Source organism: Streptomyces capillispiralis (genome assembly GCF_007829875.1).
Lineage (GTDB): Bacteria > Actinomycetota > Actinomycetes > Streptomycetales > Streptomycetaceae > Streptomyces > Streptomyces capillispiralis.
The window spans coordinates 5,240,966-5,255,495 of the sequence record NZ_VIWV01000001.1; the positions used below are offsets into that span (position 1 = coordinate 5,240,966).

The 14,530-nt window shown below is 72.4% G+C and carries 10 protein-coding genes; 9 read left to right on the forward strand and 1 reads right to left on the reverse strand.

Features of this window, described 5'->3' with window-relative positions:
- The first annotated feature begins 3 nt into the window (after nucleotides 1-3).
- From rplU to FHX78_RS22815, 9 genes are all read left to right on the forward strand, one after another.
- Nucleotides 4-324, forward strand: coding sequence for a 50S ribosomal protein L21 (gene rplU, locus FHX78_RS22775; RefSeq protein WP_004931419.1), 321 nt, complete (start codon nucleotides 4-6; stop codon nucleotides 322-324).
- A 14-nt stretch (nucleotides 325-338) separates the two neighbouring features.
- Nucleotides 339-593 (forward strand): 50S ribosomal protein L27, encoded by a 255-nt coding sequence (gene rpmA, locus FHX78_RS22780; RefSeq protein ID WP_037935795.1) that lies wholly within the window; start codon nucleotides 339-341, stop codon nucleotides 591-593.
- Nucleotides 594-705: 112 nt separating this feature from the next.
- On the forward strand, nucleotides 706-2,151 hold the full coding sequence (gene obgE / locus FHX78_RS22785) for a GTPase ObgE (RefSeq protein ID WP_145869273.1): 1,446 nt from the start codon (nucleotides 706-708) through the stop codon (nucleotides 2,149-2,151).
- A gap of 100 nt (nucleotides 2,152-2,251) precedes the next feature.
- On the forward strand, nucleotides 2,252-3,775 hold the full coding sequence (locus tag FHX78_RS22790) for an FG-GAP-like repeat-containing protein (RefSeq protein ID WP_145869274.1): 1,524 nt from the start codon (nucleotides 2,252-2,254) through the stop codon (nucleotides 3,773-3,775).
- A gap of 183 nt (nucleotides 3,776-3,958) precedes the next feature.
- Complete coding sequence (locus FHX78_RS22795) at nucleotides 3,959-5,509, forward strand: alkaline phosphatase D family protein (RefSeq protein ID WP_145869275.1); 1,551 nt, start codon at nucleotides 3,959-3,961, stop codon at nucleotides 5,507-5,509.
- Between the two features lie 91 nt (nucleotides 5,510-5,600).
- Nucleotides 5,601-6,824 carry a hypothetical protein gene (locus FHX78_RS22800; RefSeq protein WP_145869276.1) on the forward strand — a complete coding sequence of 408 codons (1,224 nt, stop codon included), beginning with the start codon at nucleotides 5,601-5,603 and terminating at the stop codon, nucleotides 6,822-6,824.
- 224 nt (nucleotides 6,825-7,048) lie between these two features.
- Nucleotides 7,049-8,545, forward strand: coding sequence for a bifunctional cytidylyltransferase/SDR family oxidoreductase (locus FHX78_RS22805; protein WP_145869277.1), 1,497 nt, complete (start codon nucleotides 7,049-7,051; stop codon nucleotides 8,543-8,545).
- A gap of 182 nt (nucleotides 8,546-8,727) precedes the next feature.
- Nucleotides 8,728-10,803 (forward strand): hypothetical protein, encoded by a 2,076-nt coding sequence (locus FHX78_RS22810; RefSeq protein WP_145872111.1) that lies wholly within the window; start codon nucleotides 8,728-8,730, stop codon nucleotides 10,801-10,803.
- A gap of 211 nt (nucleotides 10,804-11,014) precedes the next feature.
- On the forward strand, nucleotides 11,015-12,241 hold the full coding sequence (locus FHX78_RS22815) for a glycosyltransferase family 2 protein (protein ID WP_145869278.1): 1,227 nt from the start codon (nucleotides 11,015-11,017) through the stop codon (nucleotides 12,239-12,241).
- A gap of 109 nt (nucleotides 12,242-12,350) precedes the next feature.
- Here FHX78_RS22815 and FHX78_RS22820 read toward each other — a convergent pair whose 3' ends face one another.
- The gene (locus tag FHX78_RS22820; RefSeq protein WP_145869279.1) at nucleotides 12,351-14,444 is read right to left on the reverse strand and encodes a hypothetical protein; all 2,094 of its coding nucleotides are present in this window, start codon (nucleotides 14,442-14,444) and stop codon (nucleotides 12,351-12,353) included.
- Between the last annotated feature and the right edge of the window lie 86 nt (nucleotides 14,445-14,530).

Sequence of the window (14,530 nt, forward strand, 5' to 3'; positions counted from 1 at the left end):
CGCGTGTACGCCATCGTGCGCAGCGGTGGTCGCCAGCACAAGGTTGCTGTCGGCGACATCGTTGAGGTTGACAAGATTTCCACCGCCAAGGTCGGCGACACGGTCGAGCTCTCGACCCTGCTCGTGGTCGACGGCGACGCCGTGACCAGCGACCCGTGGGTCCTGGCCGGCATCAAGGTCCAGGCCGAGGTCGTGGACCACCACAAGGGCCAGAAGATCGACATTCTGCGCTACAAGAACAAGACCGGCTACCGCCGTCGTCAGGGCCACCGCCAGCAGTACACGGCGATCAAGGTCACTGAGATCCCCGCGGCTGCGAAGTAAGGGACTGAGGAGAGATGGCACACAAGAAGGGCGCATCGTCCACCCGGAACGGTCGTGACTCCAACGCTCAGCGCCTCGGCGTGAAGCGCTTCGGCGGTCAGGTCGTCAACGCGGGCGAGATCCTGGTCCGCCAGCGCGGCACCCACTTCCACCCGGGCGCCGGTGTCGGCCGCGGCGGCGACGACACGCTGTTCGCGCTGCAGGCCGGTTCGGTGCAGTTCGGCACCAACCGTGGCCGCAAGGTCGTGAACATCGTTCCGGTCGCCTGATCGGAAGCTTTCGCGAGGCGGACCTCACTTCCCCGGTGGGAAGGCGGGTCCGCCTTTCGCGTGTTACACCAACAACTGATCCGTACGTTTTCGCAGTGCTGGAGGCACCCCCATGACCACCTTCGTGGACCGCGTCGAGCTGCACGTCGCCGCGGGTAACGGAGGCCACGGCTGTGCCTCCGTCCACCGTGAGAAGTTCAAGCCGCTCGGCGGACCCGACGGCGGGAACGGCGGACGCGGCGGTGACGTGATCCTCACCGTCGACCAGTCCGTCACCACCCTGCTCGACTACCACCACTCCCCGCACCGCAAGGCCACCAACGGCAAGCCCGGCGAGGGCGGCAACCGCAGCGGCAAGGACGGCCAGGACCTCGTCCTGCCCGTGCCGGACGGCACCGTCGTGCTGGACAAGGCGGGCAACGTGCTCGCCGACCTGGTGGGCCACGGCACCTCGTACGTCGCCGCCCAGGGCGGACGCGGCGGGCTCGGCAACGCCGCGCTCGCCTCCGCGCGGCGCAAGGCGCCCGGGTTCGCGCTGCTCGGTGAGCCGGGCGACCTCCAGGACGTCGTCCTGGAGCTGAAGACCGTCGCCGACGTGGCGCTGGTGGGGTACCCCAGCGCCGGCAAGTCCTCGCTGATCTCCGTGCTCAGCGCCGCCAAGCCGAAGATCGCCGACTACCCCTTCACCACCCTCGTCCCGAACCTGGGCGTGGTCACCGCCGGTTCGACCGTCTACACCATCGCCGACGTGCCCGGTCTCATCCCCGGCGCCAGCCAGGGCAAGGGGCTCGGCCTGGAGTTCCTGCGGCACGTGGAGCGGTGCAGCGTGCTCGTGCACGTGCTGGACACCGCCACGCTGGAGTCCGACCGGGACCCCGTCTCCGACCTCGACATCATCGAGGAGGAGCTGCGGCAGTACGGCGGTCTCGGCGACCGCCCCCGCATCGTCGTCCTCAACAAGATCGACGTCCCGGACGGCAAGGACCTCGCCGAGATGGTCCGGCCCGACCTGGAGCGGCGCGGCTACCGCGTCTTCGAGGCGTCGGCCGTCGCGCACATGGGGTTGCGGGAGCTGTCGTTCGCGCTCGCCGAGCTGGTGGCGCAGGCGCGGGCCGCCAGGCCGAAGGAGGAGGCGACGCGGATCGTCATCCGGCCCAAGGCCGTGGACGACGCCGGGTTCACCGTCACCCGCGAGGACGACGGGCTGTTCCGCGTGCGGGGCGAGAAGCCCGAACGCTGGGTCCGCCAGACCGACTTCAACAACGACGAGGCCGTCGGCTACCTCGCCGACCGCCTCAACCGCCTCGGTGTCGAGGAGCAGTTGGTGAAGGCCGGTGCCCGCTCCGGCGACGGCGTCGCCATCGGGCCCGAGGAGAACGCGGTCGTCTTCGACTGGGAGCCGTCCCTCACCTCCGGCGCGGAGATGCTCGGCCGGCGCGGCGAGGACCACCGCTTCGAGGAACCCCGCCCGGCGGCGCAGCGGCGCCGCGACCGGCAGGCCGAGCGGGACGACGCCGAGCGGGAGTACGACGACTTCGAGCCGTTCGGGTCGGAGTGACGCCCCGGGGGTGAACCCGGGGTGAACGGCGGGGCAACCAAGGGGAGTTCCGGCGAGTCGTAGACCACGGCAACAGACCGGTCTACGACAGGAACCCCCCATGGCCCCGCCCTCCCCACGCCACTGGTACCTCTCCCGCCCGGCGCGGACCGCGCTCGCGGCCGGCGTCGCACTCGTCGCCGGCGCGCTCGCGGTCCCCGGCGCGTACGCCGTCCCCGCGCAGGGACCGGCCACCGCCACCACCGCCGGTCCGCACGACGACTTCAACGGCGACGGCTACGCCGACCTCGCCGTGGCCGCCCCCGCCGCGACGGTGGACGGCCGGCGGGGCGCGGGCTACGTCGCCGTCCTGTACGGGTCGGCGAGCGGACTGCGCACGGCCACCCGGCAGGTGGTCAGCCAGAACACCGCCGGTGTGCCCGGCAGCGCCGAGACCGACGACGAGTTCGGCAGCGCGCTCGCCACCGCCGACCTCGACCGGGACGGTTACGACGATCTCGTCGTCGGGGCGGCCCGCGAGGACACCGCGGACGGGGGAGCGGACGCCGGACTGGTCGCCGTGGTGTGGGGCGGTCCCGGGGGCCTGTCCGGCGGTGCCGCGCTCGCGTCCGGGCGCGGCGCCCACGACGCCCTCGGCGCCGCCGGCCACCTGACCGTCGGCGACGTGGACGGTGACGGCGCCCCCGACCTGGTGACCGTGGAGAACCTGCACGACCTGCGGGTCCTCAGGGGGCCCTTCGGGCGGAACGGCGCCGGCGCGGGCGGCGAGCAGGTGGTCGTGGACGAGTTCGACAGCCGGGTCCTCGACCTCGCCGCCGGTGACGTCAACGGCGACGGCGTGACGGACGTCGTCGCCACCGAGAACGACGGCGACGAGTACGACGCCCGGCGGGTCGTGTACTGGACGGGCACCCGGGACGGGCTGACCCCGTACACCGTGGTGGACGACGCCGACGGGAGCCGGCTGCAGGGCGGGGAGAACCTCGACGTCGGGGACGTGAACGCCGACGGGGCCGACGACATCGTGGTCGGGCGTGCCGTGGACGGCTACGACAGCGACCTCGACAACCCGCACGTCAAGGGCGGCCGGGTCACCTGGATCCCCGGGTCCCCGCAGGGCCCGGACGGGACCCGGGCGGTCTTCGTCAACCAGGACACCCCCGGAGTGCCCGGCAGCGCCGAGGACGACGACGCCTTCGGCACCGACGTGCGGATCGGCGACGTCGACGGCGACGGCCACCCCGACGTCGTCACCGGGCTGCCCGGCGAGGACCTCGGCGACGTGACGGGCGCGGGCTCGGTCGTCGTGCTGCGCGGCACCGCCGACGGGCTCACCGGCGCCGGTGCCCGAGCGGTCACCCAGAACACCCCGAACGTGCCGGGCAGCGCCGAGCGCGACGACACCTTCGGCCGGGCCGTCCACCTCGGTGACGCGAACGGCGACGGGCTCGCCGACCTCGCCGTCGGCGCGCCCGGGGAGAACGCCGGCGCCGGATCGGTGTGGTACTTCCGCTCCTCGGTGACGACCGTGGTGACCCCCAACGGCACCACCGCCTTCGGCGCGGGCACCCTCGGCACGGTGGCGACCGGCGCCGCACTGGGCACCGCCTTCGCCGCCGGCTGACGTCCCGTCGCCCGCCGCTCACCCGACGGACCCGTCGCGGTCACGGGATGTTCCCGGGCCGCGGCGGGTTTCCCGTTGTCTCCCTGTTCGTCATGCACGCGAGTCCCGGAATTCTCCGGGCGTACCGCCCGGACGGCGAGCTTCCCAGTGTCCAAGAGGCGCTTGAGACAGGGGAGTTCGCCGATGTCCGGAGCAAAGTCGCCCGACCGCCGCCGCGTTCTGACCACCGGCGCCGCCGTGCTCGGCGCCGCGGCCTCCGCCCAGCTGTGGCTGCCGGCCGGCGCCGGGGCGGTGGAAAGACCGCTGCCCGACGGCGTGTTCGGCCTCGGCGTCGCCTCCGGCGACCCGCTGCCCGACGGGATCGTGCTGTGGACGCGGCTCGCCCCGGACCCGCTGAACGGCGGCGGCATGCCCGACCGCACCGTCCCCGTGGAGTGGCAGATCGCCCGGGACAGCCGCTTCCGGAAGGTCGTCCGCCGGGGCACCGCCCAGGCCCGCCCCGCCTACGGGCACAGCGTCCACGTGGATGTGCGCGGGCTGCGCCCGGACACCACGTACTGGTTCCGCTTCCGGGCCGGCGGGCAGCTCTCCCGGGTCGGCCGCACCCGTACCGCCCCCGCCGCGGACAGCTCCGGCGGACAGCTGCGGGTCGCCCTCGCCTCCTGCCAGAACTGGCAGCACGGCTACTTCACCCCGTACGCCGACATGCTGGACCAGGACCCGGACGTCGTGGTGTTCGTCGGCGACTACATCTACGAGTCGGGGCCGTCGGCGACCGCGGTGCGGCGGCACGAGGGCACGGGCGAGCCCAACAGCCTCACCCAGTACCGCAACCGGTACGCCCAGTACCGCTCCGACCCGGACCTCGCCGAGATGCACGCCAACGCCCCGTTCGTCGTCACCTTCGACGACCACGAGGTCGACAACGACTTCGCCGGCGACATCCCGCAGGACCCCGACAAGCAGGCGCACGACGCCTTCGTGGCCCGGCTGACGGCCGCCTACCAGGCGTACTACGAGCACATGCCGGTCCGCGCCACCGCCGTCCCGAACGGCCCGCACATCCGCATGTACCGCCGGCTGGAGTTCGGGCGGCTGGCCCGGCTCAACGTGCTGGACACCCGCCAGTACCGCAGCGACCAGGCCACCAGCCAGAAGGGCGCCCAGGACCCGTCGCTGACCATGCTCGGGCCCGCGCAGCGGCGCTGGCTGGTCGACGGGCTGCGCCACTCGCCCGCCCGCTGGAACCTGATCGCCTCCCAGATCATGATGGCCGAGACCGACCTCCAGGTCGGCGAGGGCAAGCTCTGGTTCTACGACGCCTGGGACGGCTACCAGGCCGAACGCAACGCCCTGCTCCAGGAGTTCCGGCGGGTCAGCAACCCGGTCGTGCTCACCGGTGACCGTCATCTGACGATGATCAGCGACCTCAAGGCGGACTTCGCCGACCCGAAGTCGGCCGTCGTGGGCGCCGAGTTCGTCGGCACCTCCATCTCCAGCAACGGAGACCAGGACCAGGCCGCCTTCCGCGCGCAGTGGGACCCCCGGCGCGCGGACAACCCGCACTGGAAGCTGCTCGACGCCCACCGCGGCTACCACCTGTTCGACATCCGCCGTGACGGCATCGACGCGCGCGTGCGGGTGGTGGACACGGTGCTGCGGCCGCGGGCCACGCCGAGCACCCTGGCCCGGCTGCGGGTCCAGGCCGGCCGGCCCGGCGTCCACCTGGTCTGAGCCCGCCGCCCGACGGGAGGGGCCGGGCACTCACCCGGGTCCCAGGCTCCTCTCACGGCATCCTCAGCGAGCCCGCCTACCGTGCCTCGGCATGGACACGGACCGCACCCACGACGCGCCCCCGGCGGCGGACACCACGACGGCGGTGCCGCCGCTGCCCGCCGGCACCCGCCTGCTGCACATCGGCCCGCACAAGACCGGCACCACCGCCGTCCAGGGCGCCCTCTTCGCCGCGAAGGAGGAGATGGCCCGGCACGGCGTCGACTTCCCGGCGCACAGCCGCCACCCGATCGAGGCCGTCCTCGCCGCCTGCGCCCGGCCCGCGATGATGGGCGACCCCGTCCCCACCGAGCGCCACTGGCAGCGGCTGCTGGACCGGGTGCGGGCCACCGGCGCACGCACCTCCGTGGTCAGCAGCGAGTTCTTCGCGGACACCGAGGACGCGTCGGCCATCGCCCGGATCGTCGAGCAGCTCGGCGGGGTGGGGGTCCCCCCGCTCGAGCGAAGCCGAGAGTGGGGGAGGGTGCACGTCCTGGTCACCCTGCGCCCCCTCGTGCGGATCATGCCCTCGCAGTGGCAGCAGTACGTGCAGAACGGGCTGCGCCTCGGCTACGAGCCGTGGCTGGAGCACATGCTCCGCCGGGCCCCGTACGACCGGCCCACCCCCAGCTTCTGGCGCCGGCACCGGCACGACCGGCTGGTCGAGCGGTGGGTCGCGGCGACCGGGCCGGACCGGGTCACCGTCGTCGTGGTGGACGACCGCGACCGGGACGGGCTGATGCGCACCTTCGAGGCGCTGCTCGGACTGCCCGGGGGAGTGCTGGAACCGGACCCGGAGACCGTGAACCGTTCCCTCACCCTCGCCGAGACCGAAATGCTGCGGAATCTTAATAAGGAATTCCGCGGCAATGGGCTTCCCGAGGAGCTGTATTCCAGGCTGGTGCGCCACGGCGCGATCGCCCATATGAAGAACTCGTGCAGCCCCGCATCCCGGGACGTGAAGATCCGTACCCCGCGATGGGCCCTCGAGGCCGCCGCCGGGATCGGCGCCGAGGCGGCGGCGCGGATCGGCGGCACGGGCGTGCGCGTCCTCGGCGACCTCCGGACGCTGTCCGCCGTACCGGAGGCGCCTCCGGAGTCCGGTGAGCAGCCGCGGCTCGCTCCCGAAGCGGCCGCGCGGGCGCTGTTCGGGGCGCTCGCCGCGGTGGCGGCGACGGCCGGCGCCGGCAAAGGGCGTACCGTTCACCGGACATCGTCGAAGGAACTCGTGAAGGTCCTCGGTCACCGCTGTCTGAAACGGCTGCGCCTGCGCTGAACGGGCCGCCGCCGTCCCTCACGTCACGCACAGCAATGACATAACTCCTGTGGAGTTACTCACAGCAATTCACAAGGCGTCCCGGGAACCCTCACGGAGCACCAGGGGTCGCAGGTGAATGGCAGGTTGCGCGCACATATGCGGCGGAGGTCGCTCACCTTGCACTGCGGTAACCACAAGTGGGACCATTTCGAAGTTCCCTGTCGCCCCAAGGTAGGTCACCTGTGTCCCAGCACATAGCCAAGCCCCGTACCACCGCAGTGATCCTGGCCGGCGGTACCGGTCAGCGGGTGGGTCTGTCGATCCCCAAGCAGCTGCTGAAGATCGCCGGCAAGGCAGTCATCGAGCACACCCTGACCACCTTCGAGAACGCCGACTCGATCGACGACATCATCGTGCTGATGGCGCCGGGATACGTGCCCGACGTGGAGAAGATCGTCGCCAAGGCCGGCCTCACGAAGGTCGCCAAGGTCATCGAGGGCGGCTCGACGCGGAACGAGACCACCGAGCGCGCCATCGCCGCGCTCGGCGAGGGCCTGGCCGAGGGCGAGGACCGCAACGTCCTCTTCCACGACGCCGTACGCCCCCTGCTGTCGCAGCGCGTCATCGACGACTGCGTGACCGCGCTGGAGCGCTACCAGGCCGTCGACGTGGCCATCCCCTCCGCGGACACCATCATCGTCACGCGCACGCACGGCGAGGACGGCGAGTTCATCACCGAGATCCCGGACCGCTCCCGACTGCGCCGCGGCCAGACCCCGCAGGCCTTCAAGCTGTCGACCATCCGCCGCGCCTACGAGGTCGCCGCCGGCGACCCCAACTTCCAGGCCACGGACGACTGCTCGGTCGTGCTCAAGTACCTCCCCGACGTGCCGATCCACGTCGTGGCGGGCGACGAGTACAACATGAAGGTCACCCAGCCCGTCGACGTCTTCATCGCCGACAAGCTGTTCCAGCTCGCCTCCACCGCCGCGCCCGAGCAGAAGGGCGAGGAGGTCTACCGGGAGCTGCTCACCGGCAGGACCATGGTCGTTTTCGGCGGTTCGTACGGCATCGGCAAGGACATCGCCGAGCTCGCCGAGTCCTACGGCGCCACCGTCTACGCGCTGGGCCGCTCCACCACCGGCACCCACGTGGAGAACCCGGAGGAGGTCGACGACGCGCTGTCCAAGGCGTACGCCGAGACCGGCCGCATCGACTACGTCGTCAACACCGCCGGCGTGCTGCGCATCGGCAAGCTGGCCGAGACCGACAACGCCACCATCGAGGAGGCGCTGAAGGTCAACTACCTGGCCCCGGTGCAGATCGCCCGGTCGGCCTACAAGTACCTGGCCGAGACCAAGGGCCAGCTGCTGCTCTACACCTCCAGCAGCTACACCCGCGGGCGCGCCGAGTACAGCCTGTACTCCTCGACCAAGGCCGCGATGGTGAACCTCACCCAGGCCCTGTCCGACGAGTGGGCCGGTGACGCCGTGCGGGTGAACTGCATCAACCCCGAGCGCACCGCCACGCCGATGCGCACCAAGGCGTTCGGGCAGGAGCCCGCGGGCAGCCTGCTGTCCTCCGAGGCGGTGGCCCGCACCTCGCTCGACGTGCTCTTGTCCGAGCTCACCGGCCACGTCATCGACGTGCGCCAGCAGGACCCCACGGCGGGCGCCGCGCGTGCCTCCGGGTTCGAGCAGGCGCTGGCCTCGGTCCTGGACCGTCAGGACGGCATGTAATAATCGACGTCAATTAGTCTTCGGTAATTCAGGCCTTCGCGTCCTTCCGTTAACGCAGTACAGCAACGGAAGTTCGCGGGGGCCTGAATCCGTACCTCCCGAAATACCCACAGGCACACAACCGGCACTCCCCCTCCAAGAGCAGGTTCTCCGTGATATCCACCGCTATTCGCGTCGCCCGGGTGGGCAGCGCGGCCGAACTGGCCGCGGCGGTCCTCATGATGCTGGGCTTCCCCTGCCTCATGCTGGCCGCGCTCGTCCCGAGCATTCCCGCCTTCGCGGCGGCGGCCGCCGTGACGTACCTGGCGGACCACTATCTGCACCGCAAGGGCAGCTACCTGGTCAACCGCCTCAGCAAGGTGCGGGCGGGCCTGTCGATCCGCTTCCTGATCCGACAGCTGTTGCTGATCCTGCTGCTGGCCCGCCTGTCCCTCGCGGACAACCTGATCTACTACGGGGCGATCGCCTGCTTCATCGCCTTCTACGGCCTCCAGGCCCCGCACGGCGCGCTGGCCACGCTGATCCGCAACCGCCGCCGCATGCCGGTCGCCACCCGTAACGTCGACCTGGCCTCCCGCGTCCGCATCCCGGACGCCCCGCCGCGCGTGCTGCTGCACCGCGCCGCGGAGAAGATGCTCCACCTCGACCTCGCGGCGGTCGTCGGCATACTGGTCGGCGCGCAGCTCGACTCGGCCGCCATCGGCTACACCGGCATCGGCGTCACCGTGTTCCTGGGCATCCTGTACGTCGCCGCCCTGGTGCCCTACGTGCGCGGCCGGAAGATCCCGCCGAAGGCCGACAAGGTGCTGGCCGCGGTCGACGACTGGCTGCGCGAGTACCGCCCGGAGACGGTGCTGTACTTCTCGGGCTCCAAGGACTCCGCCTACCAGGTCAACATGTGGCTGGAGACCATGGAGCAGCTGGACACCCGTCCGCTGGTCATCCTGCGCGAGCGGGTCATCCTGCAGAACCTCGCGCCCACCACGGTCCCCGTCGTCTGCGTGCCCGGAGGGGTGCACCTGATGAACCTGGACCTGTCCACGGTGCGGGTCGCGCTGTACGCGGCGAACGTCGGCAAGAACATCCACCTGCTGCGCGTGCCCACCATGAAGCACGTCTTCATCGGCCACGGCGACAGCGACAAGCTCGCCAGCGTCAACCCGTTCAGCAAGGTCTACGACGAGGTGTGGACGGCCGGCCGCGCGGGCCGCGACCGCTACGCCATCGCCGACGTCGGTGTCCGCGACGACGACATCGTCGAGGTCGGCCGCCCGCAGCTGGCCCCCATCGAGACCTGGCGGGGCGTGCCCGGCGACCGCATGCCGACGGTCCTGTACGCCCCCACCTGGGAGGGCTGGGACGACAACCCGGGCAACACCTCGATCCTGCTGGCCGGCGAGGCCATCGTGACGAAGCTGGTCCGCGCCGACCCGGCGGTGCGTGTGCTGTACAAGCCGCACCCCTTCACCGGCACCCGCAGCCCGCGGGCGAAGGCCGCCCACCAGCGGATCGTCGCGCTGCTGGAGAAGGCCGCCGCCGAGCGCGCCGCCGACGCGCGCTTCACCGCCGACACCGCCGAGCAGACCCGGGCCCGGGCCGAACTGGCGCGCATCGAGGCCCGGCTGGCCGAGCTGGCCGTCGGCACCGACAAGGGCGACGAGGCCGAGGCCACCCGCGACGGGCTGGTCGACGTGGCCCGGCACGAGGAGACCGCCCGGCTGCGCGAGGAGTGGAACGCCGCGTACTGGCGCTCCATCCCCGAGTGGGAGCACCGCGTCATCACGGGCGCCCAGCCGCGCCTGTACGACTGCTTCAACGTCTCCGACGCGATGGTCTCCGACATCTCCAGCGTGGTCTCCGACTTCATCGCCAGCGGCAAGCCGTACGCGGTCACGGACTCCGCCGAACTCGGCGCGGAGGAGTTCAAGCGGCAGAACACGGCGGTGCGTGCCGCGGTGATCCTGTCCAACAGCGCGGCCGAGCTGGACGGGCTGCTCGACGCCGTCCGTGACCCGGCCGCCGACCCGCTGGCCGAGGACCGCGGGGAACTCAAGCGCTACCTGCTCGGCCCGGACGAGCCGACCTCCATCGACCAGTTCAACACCGCCGTCGCGCAGCTCGCGCTGAAGGCCGAGACGCGCAACCTCGGCCAGCAGTCGCGGATCACGGTCGGCGGCCCCGACGTGGAACTGGCGGACGCGGTGCCCGGCCAGCGCGCGTCGGCGGCCGGCGAGGCGGACGGCATGACCGCGGGCTGACCGGCTCCGCGGTCCAACTGGGCTCGGCCCCCGAGGAGTTGATCCTCGGGGGCCGAGCCCTTTGGCGTGTGCGGCGAGGCGGGCCCGATTGTGTGAGCTGGGCCACGAAAGGGAGGAGGGCGGGCAACCATTCCCCTCGAACACCCGTCTAGCAGGTAGTGATTGAGGCGATACGGGGCACTTATGGGGACTTATTCCAATGAGGGGGAACGTGGCTGTGACGCAGCCTGATGTCACCGTGGTCATCGGGGCGTACGAAGCGATGCCGTATCTGGTCGAGTGCCTCGCCTCGGTGGAGGCGCAGACCATCGACCCGGGGCGCGTCGAGGTCATCGCGGTCGACGACGGTTCGACCGACGGCACGGGGGAGTACCTGCGGGAGTTCGCGGACCGCGCCCCCATGTCCGTCACCGTGCTGCGGCAGGAGAACTCGGGCGGCCCCAGCGGCCCGCGCAACGTGGGCCTGGGCAAGGCCGCCGGGCGCTACGTCTTCTTCCTCGACGCCGACGACCGGCTGGGCCCCGAGGCCCTGGAACGGATGGTCGCCATGGCCGACCGCGCCGGCACCGACGTGGTGCTGGGCCGGGTCGAGGGCGTCAACCGCAGCGCGCCGAAGTCGATGTGGGGCCGGACGCTGGAGCGCACCGACGTCTTCTCCTCCAACATCATGTTCACGCTCAGCGCGCAGAAGCTGTTCCGCCGTGAACTGCTGGACCGGCACGGCATCCGGTTCGACGAGTCGCTGTTCACCGGCGAGGACGCGCTGTTCACCATGGAGGCGTATCTGCGGGCGGACGGGGTCTCCGTGATCGCCGACCACACCTGCTACTACCTGGTCGGCCGCGACGACGGCAAGCACGTCACCAAGAGCGGCGGCTACGTCCTGCGGTTCGACTCGGCCCGCGCCCTGATGAACCTGATCGCCGACCTCGTGCCCGAGGGGCCCCGGCGCGACCGGCTGATGGTGCGGCCCTTCACCATCACCCTGCTGCCCCAGTTCGGCCCGCGGTTCCTCAAGGACAGCGACGAGGTCCGGCGGCACAAACTGTCGCTGGCGCAGCCGCTGATGGACGTCCACTGGACCGAGGGCGTCGCCGCGCGGCTGAAGGTCGAGGAGCGGCTGCGGCTGCACCTGGTGGCCGAACAGCGGCTGGAACTGCTCACCGAGTTACTGGAGTTCGTCCGCACGAAGCAGCAGGCGCCGGCGGTGCTCGGGCGGCGGGGGCGGCGCGTCCACCTCGCCTACCCGCACTTCCGTGACCGTACGGCGGGCATACCCGACTCCGTGTACCTGGCCTCCCCGCGCGAGGCCCGCACCGTCCCCGGCTACCGGGAGGGCGGGGCCCGTTCCGTCCTGCGCCGCGCCGCCCGCAAGGCCCGCCGCGTACTGACACCCTCCCGCAGGACCACCCCGGACGGATCAGCGGCGGCGGCGTGAGGGCGGCGGGGGCGAGGCCGGGACCGGGGCCGCGGGCCGGAAGGCCGCGGCGCGTGGCCGCCGGCCTCCGGCCCTGAGCCCCCAGCCCCCGGCCCCCGGCCTCGCTCGTTCAGGCCGGCCCGGCTGCTCCGGTCGCCCCGGCCCCCGCCCCCGCTTCCGCGGGAGTCTTCCGGCGCTGGCCGGGCAGGTCCGCGGTGGCCCTCCGTGCCGTACGGGCCCGGTGGTCCCGCGCCGCCGCGCACAGGGCGCGCACGGCCGCGGCGAAGCGCTCCTGCGACGACGGCTCCGCCGGCCCCAGCAGCCGCAGCTTCAACTCCGCTCGGGCCTCGGCCAGTTCGTCCTTCTCCGGATGGCGCACCGACTCCAGCAGGGCCGGCACCCCGGCCGCGTCCGGCGTCAGCACGGTCGCCCCCGCCACCGTCGGGAACGCCGCGCGGAACGCCTCCTCGGGCAGCCCGCTGGTGTTCGCCACCGCGTACGGCTTCTCGCTCGCCAGGAAGTCGCTGATCACGCTCGACACATCACTGATCAGCAGGTCGGCCACGTTGAAGCAGGCGTACAGCTCGGGGCGGGCGTCCGTGACGATGTGGTGCTCCCCCTCGGGCAGCGACGCCCAGTACGCCTCCTCCCAGGCCGCCGTCGCCCGCGCCACCGCCGCCGCCCGGCCCGGCTCCGGGGCCGACTGCACCAGCATCCGCTCGACCTGGTCGGCGCCCGCCCGGAACGCGGCCGTGGTGAGCCGGTCCAACTCGGCGGTACGGAGCGCCAGTTCCGCCGACGGCGCGGGGCGCGGCGCGGACCGCTCCCGGTTCGCCGCCCGGATCAGCTCCCGGATGCGCCGGTCGGCCGCGCCCGCCCGCGGATCCACCGAGCCGGTCAGCGGGTGCGGCTTGTACAGCAGGCGCACCCCCGGGTCGGCGAGCAGCGCCCGCACCAGGTTCTCGCCGGCCGCGACCACCGAGGTGTTGCCCGGGTTGCCGTCCCAGCCCTCCCAGGTCGGCGCGTACAGCACGGTGGTGAGGTGCCCCCCGGCGGCTCCGCCGCGGGGCCCGGCGGGCGGACCCGCGTACGGGCGGACGGCGTCCAGCTGGGGGCGCCCGATCTCCACCACGTCCTTGTCCTCGACGCCCACCTCGGCCCGCGCGTACCGGTCACGCGCCGCGGGACCGGCCACCCACACCTCGTCGTAGGCCTTCGCGTACGGGTTGCAGGACGACAGCTTGTCGCTCTCGCCGTGGTTGACGAACGCGTGCTTGATCGTGGGGATGCGCAGCACCTGGGAGGTCTTGCCGGAGTTCGACGGGTGGATGAGGACCTGGAGCGTGGACCGCTCCAGCCGCATCAGCGTGGACACCTTCGGCAGGCACACGACGGGGAGGTCGGTCGCCGCGATCCTCGGCACCATGAACCGCTCGCGCAGGACGATCACCGGCCGTCCGCCGAGCGCGGCCAGCGGCCCCAGCCACATGTTGGCCTGGTAGGCGGAGGAGGGGCCGCCGGAGAAGTACAGCCCGACCGTGGGCCGGTACTCGGCCAGCCAGGCGTCGAACCAGTCGAGCACCGCCTGCTCGTCCGCCGGACGCCGGCCGGGCAGCAGCCGCAGCAGCAGCGCCCCCAGACCCACCGACGTCAGCAGCAGCGCCAGCGCGATCCCGGCCGCCGCGTACCGGGGGTCGCCGGTGGCCGCCGTCGCCGTCAGCCCGGCCGTCGCGGGCAGGCCGAACACCAGCAGCCGGTGGCCGGGGCGGCGCAGCAGCGCGGGCGGGGCGGGGGACAGGCGCAGGGCCGAGGCGTCGATGTTCCGGGTCACCACGGGCAGCGTGCGGGTGCGGCGGACCAGCACGGACACCGCCTGGACCGCGCAGTGCAGCGCGTAGAAGGCCAGCAGCCCGGCGACCAGCGGCGCGTACTGCGTCTCCCGGTCCTGCTCCCCGAGCCGCAGCAGCCCCACCACCAGCAGCAGATCGCGCAGCACATGGCGGACGGTGAGGTCCGCGTGCGACTTGGCGAACAACGACAGCATGCCGGGCTGCCACCGGTACAGCACGCCCTCCACCGCCAGGGACATGGCGGTGGAGGCGAGCAGCAGGGGTACGTGGGGGCGCAGCGCGGCTGCGGCCTGCGCGACGAACGCGGCCGTCAGGGCGGCGAGGACGAGCAAGCGGGCGGCGGTCCGCCGCCGATGGGACGAGGGTTCGGGCACTGCGGTCACTCCAGGGTCGCGCGGAACGGGCGCCCGGGTTAACGCGCGCCGACCTCCGGACGACACGCGCGTGTCCTCGACGTGTG